General features: G+C 33.9%; 20 protein-coding genes. 8 read left to right on the top strand and 12 right to left on the bottom strand.

Going from position 1 to position 18,065, the window contains the following annotated elements:
* Nucleotides 1-164 precede the first annotated feature (164 nt).
* Together rbp and KZH69_RS01785 are read right to left on the bottom strand one after the other, a co-directional pair.
* Nucleotides 165-530, bottom strand: coding sequence for an RNA-binding regulator (gene rbp / locus KZH69_RS01790; protein WP_116759447.1), 366 nt, complete (start codon nt 528-530; stop codon nt 165-167).
* A gap of 118 nt (nt 531-648) precedes the next feature.
* The gene (locus KZH69_RS01785; protein ID WP_219315744.1) at nt 649-1,851 is read right to left on the bottom strand and encodes a sensor histidine kinase; all 1,203 of its coding nucleotides are present in this window, start codon (nt 1,849-1,851) and stop codon (nt 649-651) included.
* Between the two features lie 370 nt (nt 1,852-2,221).
* Here KZH69_RS01785 and KZH69_RS01780 point away from each other — a divergent pair, with 370 nt between their 5' ends.
* From KZH69_RS01780 to KZH69_RS01765, 4 genes are all read left to right on the top strand, one after another.
* Nucleotides 2,222-2,773, top strand: coding sequence for a 30S ribosomal protein S16 (locus KZH69_RS01780; RefSeq protein WP_219315743.1), 552 nt, complete (start codon nt 2,222-2,224; stop codon nt 2,771-2,773).
* A gap of 14 nt (nt 2,774-2,787) precedes the next feature.
* Nucleotides 2,788-3,312, top strand: a complete 525-nt coding sequence (rimM, locus tag KZH69_RS01775; RefSeq protein ID WP_219315742.1) for a ribosome maturation factor RimM — start codon at nt 2,788-2,790, stop codon at nt 3,310-3,312.
* A 97-nt stretch (nt 3,313-3,409) separates the two neighbouring features.
* Nucleotides 3,410-4,072, top strand: a complete 663-nt coding sequence (locus KZH69_RS01770; RefSeq protein ID WP_255557617.1) for a tRNA1(Val) (adenine(37)-N6)-methyltransferase — start codon at nt 3,410-3,412, stop codon at nt 4,070-4,072.
* Nucleotides 4,073-4,396: 324 nt separating this feature from the next.
* Nucleotides 4,397-5,803, top strand: coding sequence for a carbohydrate porin (locus KZH69_RS01765; RefSeq protein WP_219315740.1), 1,407 nt, complete (start codon nt 4,397-4,399; stop codon nt 5,801-5,803).
* 103 nt (nt 5,804-5,906) lie between these two features.
* Here the strand turns inward: KZH69_RS01765 and KZH69_RS01760 are convergent, their stop codons facing one another.
* Nucleotides 5,907-6,314 carry a hypothetical protein gene (locus tag KZH69_RS01760; protein ID WP_219315739.1) on the bottom strand — a complete coding sequence of 136 codons (408 nt, stop codon included), beginning with the start codon at nt 6,312-6,314 and terminating at the stop codon, nt 5,907-5,909.
* A 374-nt stretch (nt 6,315-6,688) separates the two neighbouring features.
* Between KZH69_RS01760 and KZH69_RS01755 the strand changes: the two genes are divergently transcribed.
* The 3 genes from KZH69_RS01755 to KZH69_RS01745 all read left to right on the top strand — a co-directional run bounded on the left by KZH69_RS01755 (nt 6,689) and on the right by KZH69_RS01745 (nt 9,542).
* Nucleotides 6,689-7,867 carry an acyl-CoA dehydrogenase family protein gene (locus KZH69_RS01755; RefSeq protein ID WP_219315738.1) on the top strand — a complete coding sequence of 393 codons (1,179 nt, stop codon included), beginning with the start codon at nt 6,689-6,691 and terminating at the stop codon, nt 7,865-7,867.
* Between the two features lie 93 nt (nt 7,868-7,960).
* Nucleotides 7,961-8,743, top strand: a complete 783-nt coding sequence (locus KZH69_RS01750; protein ID WP_219315737.1) for a DUF3050 domain-containing protein — start codon at nt 7,961-7,963, stop codon at nt 8,741-8,743.
* Nucleotides 8,744-8,795: 52 nt separating this feature from the next.
* Nucleotides 8,796-9,542 (top strand): SGNH/GDSL hydrolase family protein, encoded by a 747-nt coding sequence (locus tag KZH69_RS01745; protein ID WP_219315736.1) that lies wholly within the window; start codon nt 8,796-8,798, stop codon nt 9,540-9,542.
* Nucleotides 9,543-9,545: 3 nt separating this feature from the next.
* On the opposite strand, the gene KZH69_RS01740 is transcribed toward KZH69_RS01745, so the two are convergent.
* The 9 genes from KZH69_RS01740 to KZH69_RS01700 form a co-directional block, all read right to left on the bottom strand.
* Nucleotides 9,546-9,863 carry a 2Fe-2S iron-sulfur cluster-binding family protein gene (locus KZH69_RS01740; protein ID WP_219315735.1) on the bottom strand — a complete coding sequence of 106 codons (318 nt, stop codon included), beginning with the start codon at nt 9,861-9,863 and terminating at the stop codon, nt 9,546-9,548.
* A 47-nt stretch (nt 9,864-9,910) separates the two neighbouring features.
* Nucleotides 9,911-10,384 (bottom strand): hypothetical protein, encoded by a 474-nt coding sequence (locus KZH69_RS01735; protein WP_219315734.1) that lies wholly within the window; start codon nt 10,382-10,384, stop codon nt 9,911-9,913.
* A 298-nt stretch (nt 10,385-10,682) separates the two neighbouring features.
* Nucleotides 10,683-10,922, bottom strand: a complete 240-nt coding sequence (locus KZH69_RS01730) for a NifU family protein (protein ID WP_219315733.1) — start codon at nt 10,920-10,922, stop codon at nt 10,683-10,685.
* A 40-nt stretch (nt 10,923-10,962) separates the two neighbouring features.
* Nucleotides 10,963-12,090: an Mrp/NBP35 family ATP-binding protein gene (locus KZH69_RS01725; RefSeq protein WP_219315732.1), complete on the bottom strand. Its 1,128-nt coding sequence runs from the start codon at nt 12,088-12,090 to the stop codon at nt 10,963-10,965.
* Nucleotides 12,091-12,364: 274 nt separating this feature from the next.
* A complete protein-coding gene (locus KZH69_RS01720) occupies nt 12,365-12,697 on the bottom strand; it encodes an MGMT family protein (protein WP_219315731.1) in 333 nt (110 codons plus the stop codon).
* Between the two features lie 5 nt (nt 12,698-12,702).
* On the bottom strand, nt 12,703-13,338 hold the full coding sequence (locus KZH69_RS01715) for a LysE family transporter (protein ID WP_219315730.1): 636 nt from the start codon (nt 13,336-13,338) through the stop codon (nt 12,703-12,705).
* Between the two features lie 60 nt (nt 13,339-13,398).
* A complete protein-coding gene (trmB, locus tag KZH69_RS01710) occupies nt 13,399-14,073 on the bottom strand; it encodes a tRNA (guanosine(46)-N7)-methyltransferase TrmB (protein WP_219315729.1) in 675 nt (224 codons plus the stop codon).
* Nucleotides 14,074-14,149: 76 nt separating this feature from the next.
* On the bottom strand, nt 14,150-14,656 hold the full coding sequence (locus KZH69_RS01705) for a nuclear transport factor 2 family protein (protein WP_219315728.1): 507 nt from the start codon (nt 14,654-14,656) through the stop codon (nt 14,150-14,152).
* Nucleotides 14,657-14,663: 7 nt separating this feature from the next.
* Nucleotides 14,664-17,126: an AsmA family protein gene (locus KZH69_RS01700; protein WP_219315727.1), complete on the bottom strand. Its 2,463-nt coding sequence runs from the start codon at nt 17,124-17,126 to the stop codon at nt 14,664-14,666.
* Nucleotides 17,127-17,442: 316 nt separating this feature from the next.
* Here KZH69_RS01700 and KZH69_RS01695 point away from each other — a divergent pair, with 316 nt between their 5' ends.
* Nucleotides 17,443-18,006, top strand: coding sequence for a porin family protein (locus KZH69_RS01695; protein ID WP_219315726.1), 564 nt, complete (start codon nt 17,443-17,445; stop codon nt 18,004-18,006).
* The last annotated feature ends 59 nt before the right edge of the window (nt 18,007-18,065 follow it).

Genomic DNA, 18,065 nt, shown 5'->3' with positions numbered 1-18,065 from the left:
AATGGACGATGCCTATTCAAAATTGGGGAATTGTTTTAAACCAATTTACCCTTATATTTGATAAAAGGCTCCGATTATAAAACCGAAGCCTTGACTTTTCAACTTACACACTTTATGGGACAGTGTCACATTGACACCTTTTTATTATATGATTGAAAAGAATATTAATATCTTCCTCCTCTGTCTCCACCTCCACGGTTGTCTCCACCACGGCTGTTTCCACCACCATAACCACCGCGTGAATCTCCACCACGACTGTTATTGTTAAAACTTCTTCTTTCACCTTCTGGTTTTGGTTCAGATTTGTTTACTACGATTGCACGTCCTTGAACAGTAGCTCCGTTCAATTCGTCAATAGCTTTTTGAGCTTCATCATCATTTGTCATTTCAACAAAACCAAATCCTTTACTTCTTCCTGTAAATTTATCTGTGATAATTTTAACTGAATCAACTGCTCCGTAAGCCTCGAAAGACTCTCTTAAATCTGCTTCCTCAATACTGAATGGAAGGCTTCCAACAAAAATATTCATAAGTACTTATTTATAATAATTAGAGCAAATGTACTCTATTTTTATTCTAATCAACTATAAATTAGCATATTTATGATTTAATTTGTGATTTAAAGCTTTTTAACTTTATAACAAATCACTATTTCAACACCGAAAAACTAACTTTTGTTCCTTTATCAATTTCAGAATCAACTGATATAGCGCCGCCAAGGCCTTCAATTAATTTTTTTACTGTAGAAAGCCCAATCCCATTTCCTTTCTTTCCAAATCGATCTTCAACTCCTAAAATCTCAAAAATTTTAAAAATTCTCTCTTGATACTCTTTGGCAATCCCCATTCCATTATCTGAAACATAAAATTGATATTCGAATTCAGACTCTGTAAATCCTATCTCGATTTCAACCTGCTCCTTGTCATTATATTTTACACTATTACTTATTAAGTTTATAAAGATTTGCTGCAAAGCGACTTTATTAACCGCTATTGTTTGATTTTCAAACGATGTTGTAAAACTATAATTCCCTCTTCCATCTATCAGCTGAATAGTATCTTGTATAAAAGATTTTAAATCAAAAACATCTTCCTTCTTTTGTAGAATTGTACCGGTTTTGCTATGATGCAAAATTCCGTCAACTAAATCTTTAAGCGTAATAGATGACATATTCAGCATCTTCACTAATTCTTTTCCGTCATCATCTAGTAGACTATTGTAATCATCCATCAAAACCTCTGTTAAGGCAGTGATGTTTTTAAGAGGAGACCTCATATCATGTGCAGCCACATTAGCAAACATTTCCAATTCGGCTCGCTGTGTTTCCAGTTCTATATTTATTTTTTCTAAAAGCAAATTTGCTTTTTTGAGCTCAAAAAGACTGATAATCTTATTGGACAGCACTTCCATTGCTTTTTGCTGCGTAGCTGTCAATATTTTTGGCTTATTATCCAAAACACACAAAGTCCCCAAAGACAATCCCTCCGAAGTCACTAATGGTGCTCCAGCATAAAAAACCACATTTGGAAGTCCTAACACTAATGGATTATCATAAAATCTTTCGTCGAGACGAGAATTTTCAACTGTAAACAATTGACCTTCATTTAAAATAGCATGTCCACAAAAAGATATTTCTCGGGATGTTTCTTCAAGATCTATGCCAACTTTTGATTTAAACCATTGTCTATCCCCATCAATTAGTGATATTAAAGACATTGGGGTTTCACAAATGATGGAGGCCAAAAGAGTTATCTCATCAAATTCTTTTTCAGAAAAAGTATCAAGAATGGAAAATGACTTTAATGCCTTAATTCTAATTGTTTCATTATCTGGTATTTTGGGCGCTATCATACTATTAGTGTCGATTTGGTATTCAAAAAAAATTCGAAATTATTCTAATAAAAAATTAATTAAACAAACAAAAGTATTTTAGCAATAAGATTTAGAGGCGTCTTTATACATTAATAATTCTTGGTATTCATTGCGAAAGTCAAAAAAAAAGTTGCCTTAAAAAACTATAAATAACCTTGTTTTTAGTGAACAAAAATAAAGGTTTTCAAACTCAATTACCTCTTATCAATATTTAAATTTAACTTAAAAAAAAAGCTAATAAACTATTAGTCATTAAAATAATAAACTTTTTAGATTGTTTCGATAAAAGATGTATCTTTGCACCCTTAATTAATCGAGGTCGAGTACCTCAAAATTTAATCATACGATTATGTCAGTAAAAATTAGATTACAAAGACACGGAAAAAAAGGAAAACCTTTTTACTGGGTTGTAGCTGCAGATGCACGCTCAAAAAGAGATGGTAAATACCTAGAAAAAATTGGTACTTACAATCCAAACACAAATCCTGCTACTGTTGAGTTAAACCTTGATAGCGCAGTAAAATGGTTGCACAATGGTGCTCAACCTACTGATACTGCAAAAGCTATTCTTTCTTACAAAGGAGCTTTATTGAAACACCACCTAGATGGAGGTATTCGTAAAGGTGCTTTGACTCAAGAACAAGCTGACGCAAAATTAGCTGCTTGGTTAGAAGCTAAAGCTGGAAAAGTTGATGCTAAAAAAGAAGGTTTGACTAAAGCTCAAGCTGCTGATAAAGCAAAAGCTTTCAAAGCTGAACAAGAAGTAAACGCAAAACGTTTAGCTGCTGCTGCACAAGCTGAAGCTGATGCTATAGCTGCTGCAACTCCTGCTGTTGAAGAAGAAGTTGCTACTGAAGAAGCTCCTGCTGCCGAAGAAAACAACGAAACAACTGAAGCATAATTTAGAAGGCGAAAATGCGTAAAGAAGATTGTTTCTATTTGGGTAAAATCGCCAAAAAATTTAGTTTTAAAGGAGAAGTCCTTGCCTATTTAGACACCGACGAACCTGAGTTATACGAAAACTTGGAATCAGTGTTTGTTGAATGCAACAAACACTTGGTTCCTTTTTTTATTGAAAATAGCTCATTGCACAAAAATGATTTCCTCAGAATACGTTTTGAAGATGTCACTACCGAAGAAGAAGCCGATGCCATACTTGGCAATGACCTTTATCTTCCTCTAAAAATGTTACCCAAACTTTCAGGTAACAAATTCTACTTTCACGAAGTTATTGGATTTAAAGTAGAAGACAAACGTCTTGGATTTGTTGGTGAAATTCAATCCATCAATGATACTACCGCTCAACCACTTTTCGAAGTACTGAATGGTGATACCGAAATTTTAATACCTATGATTGACCATTTTCTTGTAAAAATTGACAGGGAAAACAAAAAAGTTATCATGGATTTACCAGAAGGGTTAATCGAAATGTACCTTTAGGAACTTTAATCGGTTATTTGGTTAATCTAAAAAATTGAAAGTCACTATGTCTACATTCCAATTCAAACAATTTTCAGTTGACCAAAATCGTTGCGCCATGAAAATTGGTACCGATGGTGTTTTATTGGGTGCTTGGACTCCGATAGAAAAAAATCCATATAGCATTCTCGATATAGGAACCGGAACTGGAATTATAGCTTTAATGCTTTCGCAGAGAAGTCATGCAGAGCAAATTGACGCACTGGAAATTGATGAAGACGCTTACGAGCAAGCTGTAGATAATTTTGAAAATTCTCCTTGGAGCGATCGTTTATTCTGCTTTCATGCCGGAGTAGATGAATTTGTTGAAGAACCCGAAGATGAATATGATCTAATCGTTTCCAACCCTCCCTTTTATACCGAAGATTACAAAAGCGAAAACCAGCAACGTGATTTGGCTCGTTTTGCTGATGCGTTGCCTTTTGAAGATTTAATTGAAGCCGCAGCATTATTGCTTTCAGAAAACGGAATCTTCAGTGTAATTATTCCTTATAAAGAAGAAGAAAATTTCATAGCTATTGCTAAAGATTACGAGTTACATCCTTTAAAAATCACGAGAGTCAAAGGCACACCAACCACCGAAATCAAACGCAGTTTATTGGCTTTCAGCCGAAATGAAAGCGACACCATTTTAACGAATGATTTAATTATCGAAACAGCTAGACATATTTATACTCCTGAATATATCGCACTGACCAAGGATTTTTATTTGAAGATGTAGCACTACAATGCCTTTTCACCTTTCCTTATTAATATTGATTCAAAAATCAACTACGCTGCATTCACTATTTATAATTTAATTCCATTTTATCAGCTTTTCTATATGAAAAAAAAAGCTGTGCCTTGTTAATTCTTTGCTTTAAATCTTATTTTATTTACAAAAAATTACTTAAATTTGATTTGCTTCGAAGAAAAATAAGAATTCAACAACATGCATTTGCCTGACATAAAAACAATTACTAGATCAAAATCGATATAAATTGGTTTAAATTACCAATGGCGCTATTTAAATAGCAATTCGAAAGAAACTTAAAAAGCAAAATACATGAAAAAACATTTAATACTCCTATTCGTTTTTTTATTAACACTAGAATTGTTTTCTCAAGCTCCCGCAATCTCAAACAAAATGTTTTCACTTGGTAGTTATGGCCGAGCAGGAATAGGTTATAGCCTGGGAGCTACAGATAGTGATTTCCCGCAGTCTCTCAACTTAAATGGAATGGGATCCATTGGAGGGCGTTTTGAAGAGAACGATTACTTTGAATTGGCTACAGCCATGCACTTTAAACCAACTGTTGCAGGAAAAGACACAACCAAAATCAATGTCCAAGCGCGATTTTCATTCTATACCACTCAAGGACAATTAATTGGCAATGTATCCAACAAATCAATCGGAGGAATTACAACCGCTTTACCCGAATTATTTGCCGAGGCAAACAACATAATGGGCAGTAATTGGAGTGTATGGCTGGGAGCACGATTATATCGAGGTGATGATATTCACATTATTGATCATTATTATTTCGACGATCATTCGGGGCAAGGTATTGGAATCAAACACAAAAACACTCAATTTACGGTAATTTTCACAGGGTCAATTGACACTACATCAACATTACCTCCCAATTTCTATCTTAATATTGTAAACGGTACTCCTACGTTAGGATTACGCAACAGATATGTTTCTATTTTAGAACATACCCTAATGACTAACAAGGGTTATGTAAAATTACTTGGAGAATTTCAACGTCTTCCATCTGGCACCACTCAAGATGCAACCACAAAATACAATTACCCAGCTGACTTTGGCTATGTTGTAGGTGTAAAATACTACAAAAATATTTCATCCAAACTCCCCGGTTCGTTTAATGCAGTAAGTGCACGTTATGGGGCTGGAATAGCTAATGGAGGTGATGGAGGCAGCAGTCGAACATATATGACCTATGGGGGGCCAAATCTAGAAACAAATAGTTTTAGAAAAGCCTATTCTGTTGCGCTCACCGAAACTTTTTTACTAAACGTAAACAAAAATTATTCTCTGAATGGATATGCTATTTATACGAAAAGCAGAGGAGCCAGCGACAGCTTAAACACAACGACTGATTACCTTGGAAAACAAATATTATTCAATAGAAAACAAGATATAGCACTTGGAGCCAGAGGCACTTGGTACATTAAAAACTGGTTGCATTTATTGCATGAATTTGACCTAGCTTGGCGAAAAGACGGCACCCAGGATTTTGCACAAATGACCAAATTTACTATTGCGCCTACATTGGTCCCAACCTCTGCTCGGGATGTCTGGGCCAGGCCTCATTTTAGGTTGGTTTATAGTGCAGCACACTACAACAAATTCGCAGTAAACAACCTCTATTCTCCCTATCTTGCGCAAAGCGGCACCAAAGACTGGGGGCAATATTTAGGCGTTAAAGTAGAGTGGTGGGTCTGGTAGTCAATAATAAAAACAATAACCCTGATATATAAATTCTGAGAATCACTATATATCAGGGTTATTGTTTTTGTCAAAAAAGAGTAGAGTTTAATTCACCTTTTTACTACTTTACTAAACAGTAAGTACTTCCCGGATCCACATCTCCTTCTGGGAAATTTTTACAAAAAAATGTTCGCTTAAGTGTAAAACAATCCCCGTCAATGCTCACAAAATCCATGACTATTCTGTCGCCTACCTCAATCTGATTCTCAACATTTTTTTTAGTACAAGTCACTTCATATTGACAATCTGTTACCCACTTTACACTCCAAACTAATTGAAGCACTCCATTGTCATAACTTTCTTGTGTTGCTCCTTTTATCTCGAAAGTCTTTTTAGGGTAGTCTGGATTATACGCTTTTATATTTTTTAATTTACTGCAATCCAGTATTTGTGTATTTACCGTTGCTCCTTGTGAGTACCCCATTACTCCTACTAATAGTAATAAAAAAAATGTTATTTGCTTTTTCATAAATGTTATTGGTTAATTTAATTCTCTTTATTGCTAAAACCTAAATGCTTATCAAAAATTTTTCTTATATCTCTCAAAAACCAAAAATTTTTAGTTTTATTTTGATTTTTGAGTTCCTAAAAATGTATTGCTTTTCTTTTTATTAGATAGTTTTAAAAAAACCTGAAAAACTCGTCAAATATATATGATTATTTAGAGAAATGAAAGACTAAATTACAAGTAAAAATTGCATGTTGTAAACAATCAATTTGTAATTAAATATTTAGGATATAATCAAGAAGCCTACTATGAAACTATTTTAATATTTTATAACAATTTATATTAGTTTTGTTATATTTCTTTATGTAGATTTGTATCAATAAAACAGCTATATCATGAGACCAGATTTATTTCAAGCCCCAGATTATTATAATCTAGATGATTTATTAAGTGAGGAACACAAACTAGTTCGTGACTCCGCCCGTGCTTGGGTAAAACGCGAAGTTACCCCTATTATAGAAGAATACGCTCAAAAGGCCGAATTTCCAAAACAGATTATAAAAGGATTGGGAGAAATAGGTGGTTTTGGCCCTTATATCCCTGCCGAATATGGTGGTGCAGGACTAGACCAAATCTCTTATGGGTTAATTATGCAGGAAATTGAACGTGGTGATTCTGGCGTTCGTTCTACTTCATCCGTACAATCCTCTTTGGTGATGTATCCAATCTGGAAATACGGTAACGAAGAACAAAGAATGAAATATTTGCCAAAATTAGCCACTGGAGAATTCATGGGTTGTTTTGGATTGACAGAACCTAATTATGGTTCAGATCCTGGAAGTATGATTACCAACTTTAAAGACATGGGCGACCATTATCTTTTGAATGGTGCTAAAATGTGGATTTCTAATGCTCCATTTGCAGACATAGCCATTGTTTGGGCAAAAAATGAGGAAGGAAGAATACATGGATTAATTGTAGAACGTGGTATGGAAGGTTTTACAACTCCAGAAACACACAATAAATGGTCTCTTCGTGCATCCTCTACCGGAGAATTGATCTTTGATAACGTAAAAGTGCCTAAAGAAAATTTATTACCCAATAAATCGGGATTAGGGGCACCACTAGGGTGCTTGGATTCAGCTCGTTATGGAATTGCTTGGGGTGCTATTGGTGCCGCCATGGATTGCTATGACACTGCCTTGCGTTATGCGAAAGAAAGAATTCAGTTTGACAAGCCTATTGCCGGCACTCAATTACAACAAAAGAAATTAGCCGAAATGATTACCGAAATCACCAAAGCACAATTACTAACATGGAGACTTGGAGTTTTACGAAACGAAGGAAGAGCTACAACAGCTCAAATCTCTATGGCCAAAAGAAACAATGTGGACATGGCCATTCATATTGCGCGTGAAGCCAGACAAATGCTTGGTGGAATGGGTATTACCGGTGAATATTCAATCATGCGTCACATGATGAACCTAGAATCAGTTATTACCTATGAAGGAACGCATGACATTCACTTGCTAATCACAGGAATGGATGTAACCGGAATTCCTGCTTTCAAATAGGACTAAACAACTATTAAAGTATTTATAAAATTGATAGTCAAAGCTTCTTGGAAACGAGAAGCTTTTTTACTTTTACATAAAAAATACCCCCAAATGAACATTTCAATAATCAACTCAAGCATTCAAACTCAAAAACAGGAATTATTAAACCATTCATTGTACGCTAAAATAAATACGATTGAAGATTTACATCAATTTTTAGAAAATCATGTGTATGCAGTTTGGGATTTCATGTCTTTATTAAAAGCGTTGCAAAACAAGTTAACATGTACGACAACTCCTTGGTTTGCGACAACACATCCCGAAACCAGATATTTAATCAATGAAATTGTATTGGCTGAAGAAAGTGATTTAAGCATTGATGGTTGCCGCTTGAGTCATTTTGAAATGTACATTGAAGCCATGCAAGATTGTGGTGCCAAAACTACTTCTATTGAGGAGTTTTTAGAAGAAGTAAACTCACTACAAAACATATTTGTTGCTATTAAAAAAAGTAATTTGCATGCAAACATCAAAGCATTCCTTGATTTTACATTTAGAGTTATCGAGGAAGGAAAACCTCATGAAATTGCAGCAGCATTTACGTTTGGTAGAGAGGATCTCATTCCGAGTATGTTTACAGAGATTTTAAAAAATTTTCAGTTAAATTTTCCAGACAACGATTTAAGTAAATTACTTTATTATTTTGAAAGACATATCGAATTGGATGCTGATGAGCATGGTCCAATGGCAATGAAGATGATAACAGAGCTTTGCGGTGAGGATCCGAAAAAATGGTTGGAGGTAGAAGAAATTTCAATTTTGGCTTTAGAAAAAAGAATAGGACTTTGGGATGCAATCGAAGAACAAATTGTTCGAAAACCTGAAATGGCTTAATGAAAAACGGGGCAAACTAGCTAATAAAAATGTTTAACTCTAATTTACGAATATGATTCAAAAACTATGGATTTTAGTTTTTATAGTAATCCTTTTGTTTGCTGGTTGCCAATCGGATAACAATTCTACCGGAGGTGCAACTACATACACCTCAATTATAAAAGAACCTGTCCAAACATTAGATACCAAAACAAGTACCATACGATATTTGGCACTTGGCGATAGTTATACCATAGGACAAAATGTTTGCGAAACCTGCAAATTCCCTGAACAATTGAAAAACAAGCTTTTTGATCTAAACAATCAAAATACTTTTTTTTTAAATATAATTGCAAAAACCGGGTGGACAACCACTAACTTAATTTCGGCAATAAACAATCAAAATCCGAGTGCTGATTACGATCTGGTCACCTTACTTATTGGTGTTAATAATCAATATCAAGGCAATTCTTTTTCAATATATGAAAAAGAATTGCCCGAACTAGTAAGAAAAGCCACTCTATTAGCCAAAGGAAACAAAACCAATGTTATAGTAATTTCCATCCCAGACTATGCCTATACACCTTATGGAAATGGGAATAAAACTATAACAACGGAAATCGACCGATATAATATTTTTGCTCAAAACTATTGTACGCAAAACAATATATCGTTTATAAACATTACCGATATCACTAGACAAGGCCTGTTAGACCCGAGTCTAGTTGCATCAGATAACTTACATCCTTCAGACAAAGCATATGGCTTGTTTGTCAACCGTATTTTACCGAAGGCAATTGCCGCTGTTTTACAGAAATAATAATTAATTTTCTGGAGCCAATTCCAATTCTAAACCTTCAAGCTTTTCAGTAATAGGAATTTGGCAACCTAACCGGCTGTTTGATTTTACATAAAAAGCTTCAGATAGCATTGCTTCTTCATCATCTCCCATTTCCGGTAATGATACATCATTAAGAACATAACATTGGCATGATGCACACATTGCCATACCCCCACAAGTCCCTTCAACAGGAAGCTCATAGGCTTTGCATAATTCCATTATGTTCATCGCCATATCTGTTGGCGCCTGCAATTCGTGAACAACTCCTTCTCTATCTTTAATTTTTATTAAAACATCCATTCCTGTAATTTATATTTTTAAAAAATAGAAGTCGCTTAACTTCTATTTCAATCTTTTATCTGAAGATCAAAAGCATATTCTTTACGAGTATCCTTATTGTAAATTTTCAGACCAATAATATCCGCTTGATTTATTATAAAAATAATTCTTGAAGCTGCTGTATAAGCCTTGTCAAAGGTTTTAAACACCAAATTACCTTCAAAAGTTAAATTTAATAAACCATTTTTTTCTGTTTTTTCTTTAGTCAATACCTGTGCAGTAAATTCGGCAGAATTGTATGCGCTTTTTTCTACCATATTCGCCTTACCATCGCTAAGTTGTGACAAAAACTCAGCATTCGTTATTTTTAATTGCCCTTTTCTGTTTGATGCTACATTGACCATAGAACTGAAATTGACCTCACTCCATTCATCGTCAACATTAACATAGGTTTTAGAAACATATGCTTCTTGAATTGGCTCTTGTCCGTAACTTTTACAAAGAAATAAAAATAAAATAATTAATAAGTACCGCTTTTTCATAATTCAAGTTTGTAGGTTAGTGCCACAAATTTAAATTTTTATTTGAATTTTCAAAGGAAATAAACTTCAATTATTCACAACATTTTTTACGTATAACGAAAAAAACTGCGGTTTTATTGAGAATTTACAAATAATAATCTTTATAAAAATGCTTTTTAATTACTATTTAACAAGTACGAGTATCGATTTTAACAAGAGCGATCATGACTTTTATCATGTTTTACTTGATATATATTTACTAAAAAACATTACAAATACTATCTATCTACTGGACAATAACTTCTTATTCTCAAGGTCTTTACAAAACATTAATAACCGTCTCTATCTGAGGAGCATACTTTTTTATAGTTGTCTCTACCCCTGCTCTCAAAGTCATTTGATTTACGCTACAACTGGTACAAGCTCCTTCGAGGCGTACTTTTACATGTTTTCCTTCGTCAATAGATATGAGTGTAATATCACCTCCGTCTGAATTCAAGAAAGGCCTGATTTCGTCTAGCGCTTTTAAAACATTATTTGTTAGTTCTTCTGTTTTCATAACTTTTTAAATTTCATCTTTTAGGTAAAGATCAAGAATCTTATTTCTTAACCGCCGAACAACCAGCCATTGTCGTAATTTTGATTGCTTCGGTAGGCTCTAAATTTTCATTTCTATTAACCACCTCAGTTACTACATTACGAGTAATTTCGTCAAAGACAGCTTCAATAACAGAACCCGATTGTAATGCTGCCGGACGGCCGTAATCTCCAGCCTCACGGATGGACTGCACAATTGGGACTTCTCCCAGAAAAGCGACCCCTAAATCTTGTGCAAGATCTTTCGCCCCCTCTTTTCCGAAGATATAATATTTATTAGACGGTAACTCTTCAGGTGTAAAATAAGCCATATTTTCTATAATTCCCAAAACCGGTACATTTATTGCTTCGGATAAAAACATCGAAACTCCTTTTTTGGCATCTGCCAACGCAACGGCTTGTGGCGTACTAACTACTACCGCACCAGTAACTGGTAACGATTGCATAATCGAAAGATGAATATCTCCTGTACCAGGTGGCAAATCAATTAACATAAAATCTAATTCTCCCCAATCCGCATCAAAAATCATCTGATTCAATGCTTTAGAAGCCATTGGACCTCTCCATATTACGGCTTGGCTTGGTGAAGTAAAAAACCCTATAGAAAGTATTTTGATTTCATAACTCTCTACCGGCTTCATTTTTGATTTTCCATTAACCTCTACTGAAATTGGTTTTTCATTTTCAACATCAAACATAATTGGCATAGATGGACCATAAATATCTGCATCTAATACACCTACTGCGAATCCCATTTTGGCCAATGTAACAGCCAAATTTGCAGTAACAGTAGATTTCCCAACACCCCCTTTTCCAGAGGCTACAGCAATTATATTTTTTATACCCGGAATTGATTTCCCTTTAATTTCGTTCTTTTCAGGAACCTCTACTTTTATGTTTACTTTAATTTTTGCGTCAGCAGAAACTAATTCGTGAATTGTTTTTTTGATATCGTCCTCGGCTCTTTTTTTGATGTGCATTGCCGGTGTGTGCAATACCAAGTCTACCACAACTTCATCTCCAAAAGTAACAACGTTTGCAACGGCTCCACTTTCTACCATGTTTTTACCTTCACCAGCAATAGTTATTGTTTCTAATGCTTTAAGGATATCTTTTCTATCTAATTTCATGAGTAATTACTATTTTTTTATTTGGAACATGTACTGCCTTATCCTTTTTTGATCTTGTTTTGAATTAGGCGATTTCATCATAAAAGTTCAAAATAAACTGTTTTTATTTAAACTAATTTTAGATTGCAAAGATAGCGGATTAAGTTCTTAATGTAAAGCATTTGGATTGGATTTATTGATAGTACTGTATAATAACTTCTATAATTGCTGCAGTCTTTTTGGGAATTATAAAATCCTTTCAAAAACAATATCTATAAGCAGAAAAAATGCCAAATTAAATTTCCATTTCAGGTTCCCAAAAAACAGACTCAAAATTCATGATTTGATTATTCACTACTACTACTCCTTCACTTTCCAGTAATTGCTGCATGAGATTGGTGCCGTCAAAATGGTGCTTTCCTGTTAACAATCCATTTCTATTCACTACTCGATGTGCTGGTACATCTTCAAGATTGTGTGCTGCATTCATTGCCCAACCAACCATTCTGGCAGAACCTGCAGATCCCAAAACTTTAGCAATTGCACCATAGGAAGTGACTTTTCCATAAGGTATTTGTCTGGCAATGGCATAAACTCTTTCAAAAAAATTATCGCTTTTTGTTTCCATTTTTTTTATCCAAAATATCCCTTTATGAGCTTGAACAATGTAACTATTGAAACTAATCCCGTAATGGAACCAATAATATAATTTCCATTATTGATCAAAAAAGAGGACTTAGATTCTCTCTTTTTGAAATACACAATATAGAGATAAAAAACCAAGAAAGAACCTGCTACAACCCCAGCCACAAAAGCATAAATAAAGGATTCCAAAAAATAAAAATACCCATAGGAGGAAAGTGTAATGGATACAAAAACATAATAGGGAATGGGGAACAAATTCAAAGCCGAAAGCAACATTCCTAAAAAAAAACGATTGGTTTTACTACGGACTTTGGTTTCCGACTTAGGCAGTTTTGGCTTTTTGGCTTTCCAAAAAAAATAAATGGTTAGCGTTATAAATATAAACAACCCAATCTCTTGAAGTCTACTAATAATATCGGGGCGACTGTTGATAAAATTGGCGAACAACAATGCCAAAAAGGTTTGAAAAAAAACAATTATAGTTGCACCAATAGCAAAAGAAATCGCTTCATTTCTTCCATCTTTCAAGCTCACTTTTGCGGCAGTCATGTTGATTAAACCAGGAGGTGTAATACCAACAGCTGCAACAATAAATCCAAGAAAAAAGGGTAAAAGTAGAGTCATATTCTGTTTGCATTCTCAGATTACAGTCTCAGATTGATAACTGAAAACTGCGAGTGAAAACTATTTAATTTTAAAACGAATATACGTAATTGCTTTGTTAATTTCCAAATATTGTTTTTCGTAAAAAGTCTGAAAAGCAGTTACTTCCTCTGGACTTCCTTCATTTACATACACATTATGATTGGCATACAAAACCTCATGTCCTTCACCATGCAACAATCCTAAAGTGTATCCATGCATAAATTCGCTGTCAGTTTTAAGATTGACAACACCGTCCTTTTTTAAGATTTTTTTATACAATTGCAGAAATTCCGAATTGGTCATTCTGTGTTTGGTTCTTTTGTATTTAATTTGAGGATCTGGGAAAGTAATCCAAATTTCATCAACCTCATTTTCGGCAAAAATATGATTGATCAATTCGATTTGTGTTCGAATAAAAGCCACATTATGCAAACCTGTTTCAACAGCAGTTTTGGCACCACGCCAAAAACGTGCCCCTTTGATATCGATACCTACGAAGTTTTTATTGGGATATCTCTCGGCCAAACCAACAGAATATTCTCCTTTGCCACAACCCAATTCGAGAACTAATGGATTATCATTTTTAAAGAATTCCGAATTCCATTTCCCTCTTAGCGGAAACAAATCCCCTACTACTTCTTCTCTTGTTGGTTGAAAAACATTATTGAATGTTTCGTTTTCTTTGAATCTTTTTAATTTATTTTTGCTTCCCACGATGTAATTGCTATTTCGGCAAAATTAAGGAATTATATAAGAATGAAAGGGTAAGTATAGAAAAAATCAAAAATTATCACTTAGATTGCATCTTTTGCAACAATCCATCTTCAATTGGGGCAATAATTTTTACCACTTCGTTTGTATTATCATTTGGGATTGTCATAGATAAAACATAGTGCTTAATTTTCCAATCTTTACCTATTTTCACTAACACTCCCGAACCTCTACAAATCTTCATTTGTGTATTTAGCAACTCATCAAACCAGGCCAATTTTCCTGATTTATCAAAATAAACATGACGCTCTACTGCCTTAAAATTCCAAGCTTTTCCTCTGTCAAAATAGGGTTTTGCAAAGGCTTGAAAAGCTTTCAAATCCCAATTCTCCGTTGGATCTGTTCCAATGAAAATAGCATCTTCGGTCATCATTCCAAAATAAACATCGAATTTAGCTTCTCCTGCGGCTTTGTGCCAGGCATCAAGCGTTCTGTTAACCTGTTCTTTCTCGTCTGATCCTTTATACTGTAAAGAATCAAAACTAACCAATGCCAACGCGGCTAAACTTAAAAAAAACACTTTCATAAAACTCTTATTTTTCTTTAGGAAGGCTTCCCAATTTTATTTTCATTTCTCCATCTTTTCCGTCCACTACCAACAAATGCAATACTATTCCTTTGTATCGTTTGGCTTCTCTCTCTTTTTTATCCTTTATTTTCAAATCGTCTTCAGGATTTCTAAGTGGTATAGTCAAGCCTAATTTTGTTCCTTTTTTAAAGGAATAAACCCCTCCTATATCTACATTTATTACATTCGAACTTATTTTGAAATAATCAACATCAACCAAACTTCCGTTAATATTTGCATTACCAGACAAATCGTTAAAAACAACATGCTTGAAATCTCTATTAGGAAAAGCATATTTACCTACTTTTTGAATAGGCTTAAAATCGTTTAATGATCCATTTTTGATTTCAAATCTCAAACTTCCCTTTGCTGACTCGTCTACCAAATCGCCTTCTTGGGTCATTTTTATTGACAAATCAGCCTTTGCAGAAAGATTCCCTTTTATATTTTGGGGCTGAAAGGACTTGATGCCAAAATTCTTGAAAGAGGTCAAAAATTGAGGAATATCAACCGTCGCGATATTTACATTTGTTTTTACGTCAAAAATATTTTGCTGTGGAATCAATTGAGAATCGAAAGTAATTTTTCCGCCACAGGTTTCTATTGCCCCTTGTTTTACAAAAAAGTGACGATTATTTGCCGTAATAATTATTTTAGCATTTTTGGCTGTCAAATTGGAATACACCATCTTGTCTAAATTCAAATTCAAGACCACTTGGCATTTTTGAACAAGAGCCATTCTTTTTTTAGTAGCCGCTTGCTTTGTTACTTTTTTCACTTCCACCTTTTTTTGGGAACTGGCCAAAACCCCCATTAATTTCTTGACATCCATAAATGGACTTTTGATATTGAGCACAGCAACCATTTTTTCAGGATTATCGTAATACAGATTTAGAAAATTATCAATTCTCCCGTCCAAAAAAGCAATATTTTTATCCCTTTGGTATTTAATATTCCTCAAAAATAAGGCTTCATCCGTAAAATCGAGAAGAATATTCGTTTGAAAAGTCAGGTTTTTTGGAACATAAAGCATATTTGCATTTTTTATATCCACTTTCCCTGTAAAATGAGGTTTTGAAATACGTAAAGCAACAATATCAACATTGAATTTGAAATCCACATTGGCGGTTCCTCCAGTGAATTTAAATAAATCATCCCCAAAAACATTGCCCAATTTATTCACTTCAAATTTTGAATGAATGTCTCCAGTTGCAATAGGTTTTTCTAAATTATTAATCGCCGCTGTTGGAATAGCTATTGGAATTCCTTCATAGATTCCTTTAAAATTTTTAACAATAACCGCAGAATTGATATCATTATTTCCTAAGCCCTTTTTAAAATTATTAATATATCTACCTGTAAAATTACAGTCGGTAACGGTACCGTCCGGTGAAACTAATACGTTGTCTTTTATTTGGGCATCTACAATAATTTCGGGATCGCCTTCGGCATTCATATCCCCTATAATACTGCATTGGGCATCAAGTGGTTTGGTGATGTTAAAATGATTTAGGATTTTAAACAAATGTGGATCTAACAAATGAGCCGCGTTTAACCATAAAATATGGGTCTTTATGTTGATGTTCATTATTGGATGCTGTTTTTCCAAACCAAAACTTGCTACGATATCAAAATCATCATCGCCAATCCCAAGCCCCTCGGTAACCACGTCAATTTTATTTTTTGCTTTAGAGAAATGAACCGCTAGTTTTCCTTTTACTCTTTTGTCTTTTATAAAACTCCCATGTTTGGTATTAAACGCCATACTTTTGGCAAAAACATCAAGAAAAAGATCAGTTTGAAAGCCATCATCGGTATAGTTTATTTTGCTTTTTAAAGAAGCCACTTCAAAATGAAACAATTTATTTCTTTGAAGGTTTTGGGAAATAAAAACTACATTCTTAAAATCAAGTTCATTGATTTCGGTCTCTGTTGCGCTTTTTGGCTTATTTGTTTTGGGTTTTGGTTTAAAAATATTCGAATTGGAAACGCCGTTTTTATCTTTAAACAAATCAATTTTAGTATCAATCAAAACTACTTTTTCAATATCCACTTTTCTATGTAATAAACTCAGCACGTTCAATCGTACTTCAATTTCTTCTGCCTTCAATACACTTCTTTTGTGAATGGTATACAGACTGTCTCTTAGTTCCACTTTATTCAACACCACTGTAAAATTGGGAAAACCTATCAAAAACTTATATCCCACATCACCAATACTGGCATGCCCAGAAATATTATCATTTATTTTTTGATTGATTTCGGTCAATATGGTTTGTTTGTTTTGAGTAAAATAAATCCGTACTCCAATAAACAAAACCAGTATTAACACAAAAAAACCTATAAAAAAGAAACCTATCTTCTTTCCGATTTTTTTTAATCTGTTGCTATTTACAAATTTTTCTTTTTTTTCTTTAACTTCCTTCATACCAATTATTTAAAATATTGCACAAGCAAAAAAAACAAATCTTTCTTAATTTGGTTTTTTTAAAGTTTGATTGAACAATCCATAAAACAACCGACTTGTATCAAAGTTAAGATAATATATTACAAAAATGGTCGTTATAGCTTAAAAGTTTTAACAGTTTATTACAGTTTTTAAGCAAAAGGTTCATGACATTCTTAAACAAAATTCAACACCATATTAAATGCTTTTTACAACCTACAGCAATAGGAATTCTAAATTTTGTAGTACTTTTGAAACAACTTGCCCTCTAGGGGTTTTTAATCTAAAACAAAAAAATATGCGATCATTAAAAATTTTACTGTTAAGTGCGTTTATGGTATTAGTATCCAATACTCTTTCAGCACAAAAGATGGGAATTAGAGCTGGGGTAAATCTATCGACTATTAGTGGTGATTATGCCAATTCAATAAATCAAACTGGCTATTACGCAGGTATTTACAAAGAAATCCCTTTAGTAAAAAGTCTGCTTTTTATTCAACCTGAAATACAATATTCCAGTCAGGGTTTCAGTAACGATATAGCAGACTACAAGCTTGACTATATCACTGTACCTGTATTAGCAAAAGTATATGTGGTTAAATTGTTGAGTTTTGAAACAGGGCCACAGTTTGGCTTTAAAATAAATGATAAGTCAGATCCAAATAATCCACTTATTGACCCTGACTTTGATTTTGAAACTTTTGACCCGGCATGGGCATTTGGGGCATCGCTGAATCTGCCATTCGGATTATCCATAAATAGTCGTTTCATTAGTAGTTTTAATAGCGTATTCAAAGATGCTAACTACAATGATCAAGGAAAAAGCCAAGTTTTTCAAGTAGGAGCTGCTTTCCAATTTTAGAGAAAACATTCACTATTATCAACACAAAAAGTTGCCTTAAAGTTCATTTCTTTAAGGCA

The organism is Flavobacterium taihuense (assembly GCF_019351435.1).
GTDB lineage: Bacteria > Bacteroidota > Bacteroidia > Flavobacteriales > Flavobacteriaceae > Flavobacterium > Flavobacterium taihuense.
This window is presented reverse-complemented; position numbering and strand designations above follow the sequence as displayed.

Coding starts and splice junctions, on each gene's coding strand:
- rbp (WP_116759447.1), bottom strand. CDS start 530: ATGAATATTTTTGTTGGAAGCCTTCCATTCAGTATTGAGGAAGCAGAT.
- KZH69_RS01785 (WP_219315744.1), bottom strand. CDS start 1,851: ATGATAGCGCCCAAAATACCAGATAATGAAACAATTAGAATTAAGGCA.
- KZH69_RS01780 (WP_219315743.1), top strand. CDS start 2,222: ATGTCAGTAAAAATTAGATTACAAAGACACGGAAAAAAAGGAAAACCT.
- rimM (WP_219315742.1), top strand. CDS start 2,788: ATGCGTAAAGAAGATTGTTTCTATTTGGGTAAAATCGCCAAAAAATTT.
- KZH69_RS01770 (WP_255557617.1), top strand. CDS start 3,410: ATGAAAATTGGTACCGATGGTGTTTTATTGGGTGCTTGGACTCCGATA.
- KZH69_RS01765 (WP_219315740.1), top strand. CDS start 4,397: ATGAAAAAACATTTAATACTCCTATTCGTTTTTTTATTAACACTAGAA.
- KZH69_RS01760 (WP_219315739.1), bottom strand. CDS start 6,314: ATGAAAAAGCAAATAACATTTTTTTTATTACTATTAGTAGGAGTAATG.
- KZH69_RS01755 (WP_219315738.1), top strand. CDS start 6,689: ATGAGACCAGATTTATTTCAAGCCCCAGATTATTATAATCTAGATGAT.
- KZH69_RS01750 (WP_219315737.1), top strand. CDS start 7,961: ATGAACATTTCAATAATCAACTCAAGCATTCAAACTCAAAAACAGGAA.
- KZH69_RS01745 (WP_219315736.1), top strand. CDS start 8,796: ATGATTCAAAAACTATGGATTTTAGTTTTTATAGTAATCCTTTTGTTT.
- KZH69_RS01740 (WP_219315735.1), bottom strand. CDS start 9,863: ATGGATGTTTTAATAAAAATTAAAGATAGAGAAGGAGTTGTTCACGAA.
- KZH69_RS01735 (WP_219315734.1), bottom strand. CDS start 10,384: ATGAAAAAGCGGTACTTATTAATTATTTTATTTTTATTTCTTTGTAAA.
- KZH69_RS01730 (WP_219315733.1), bottom strand. CDS start 10,922: ATGAAAACAGAAGAACTAACAAATAATGTTTTAAAAGCGCTAGACGAA.
- KZH69_RS01725 (WP_219315732.1), bottom strand. CDS start 12,090: ATGAAATTAGATAGAAAAGATATCCTTAAAGCATTAGAAACAATAACT.
- KZH69_RS01720 (WP_219315731.1), bottom strand. CDS start 12,697: ATGGAAACAAAAAGCGATAATTTTTTTGAAAGAGTTTATGCCATTGCC.
- KZH69_RS01715 (WP_219315730.1), bottom strand. CDS start 13,338: ATGACTCTACTTTTACCCTTTTTTCTTGGATTTATTGTTGCAGCTGTT.
- KZH69_RS01705 (WP_219315728.1), bottom strand. CDS start 14,656: ATGAAAGTGTTTTTTTTAAGTTTAGCCGCGTTGGCATTGGTTAGTTTT.
- KZH69_RS01700 (WP_219315727.1), bottom strand. CDS start 17,126: ATGAAGGAAGTTAAAGAAAAAAAAGAAAAATTTGTAAATAGCAACAGA.
- KZH69_RS01695 (WP_219315726.1), top strand. CDS start 17,443: ATGCGATCATTAAAAATTTTACTGTTAAGTGCGTTTATGGTATTAGTA.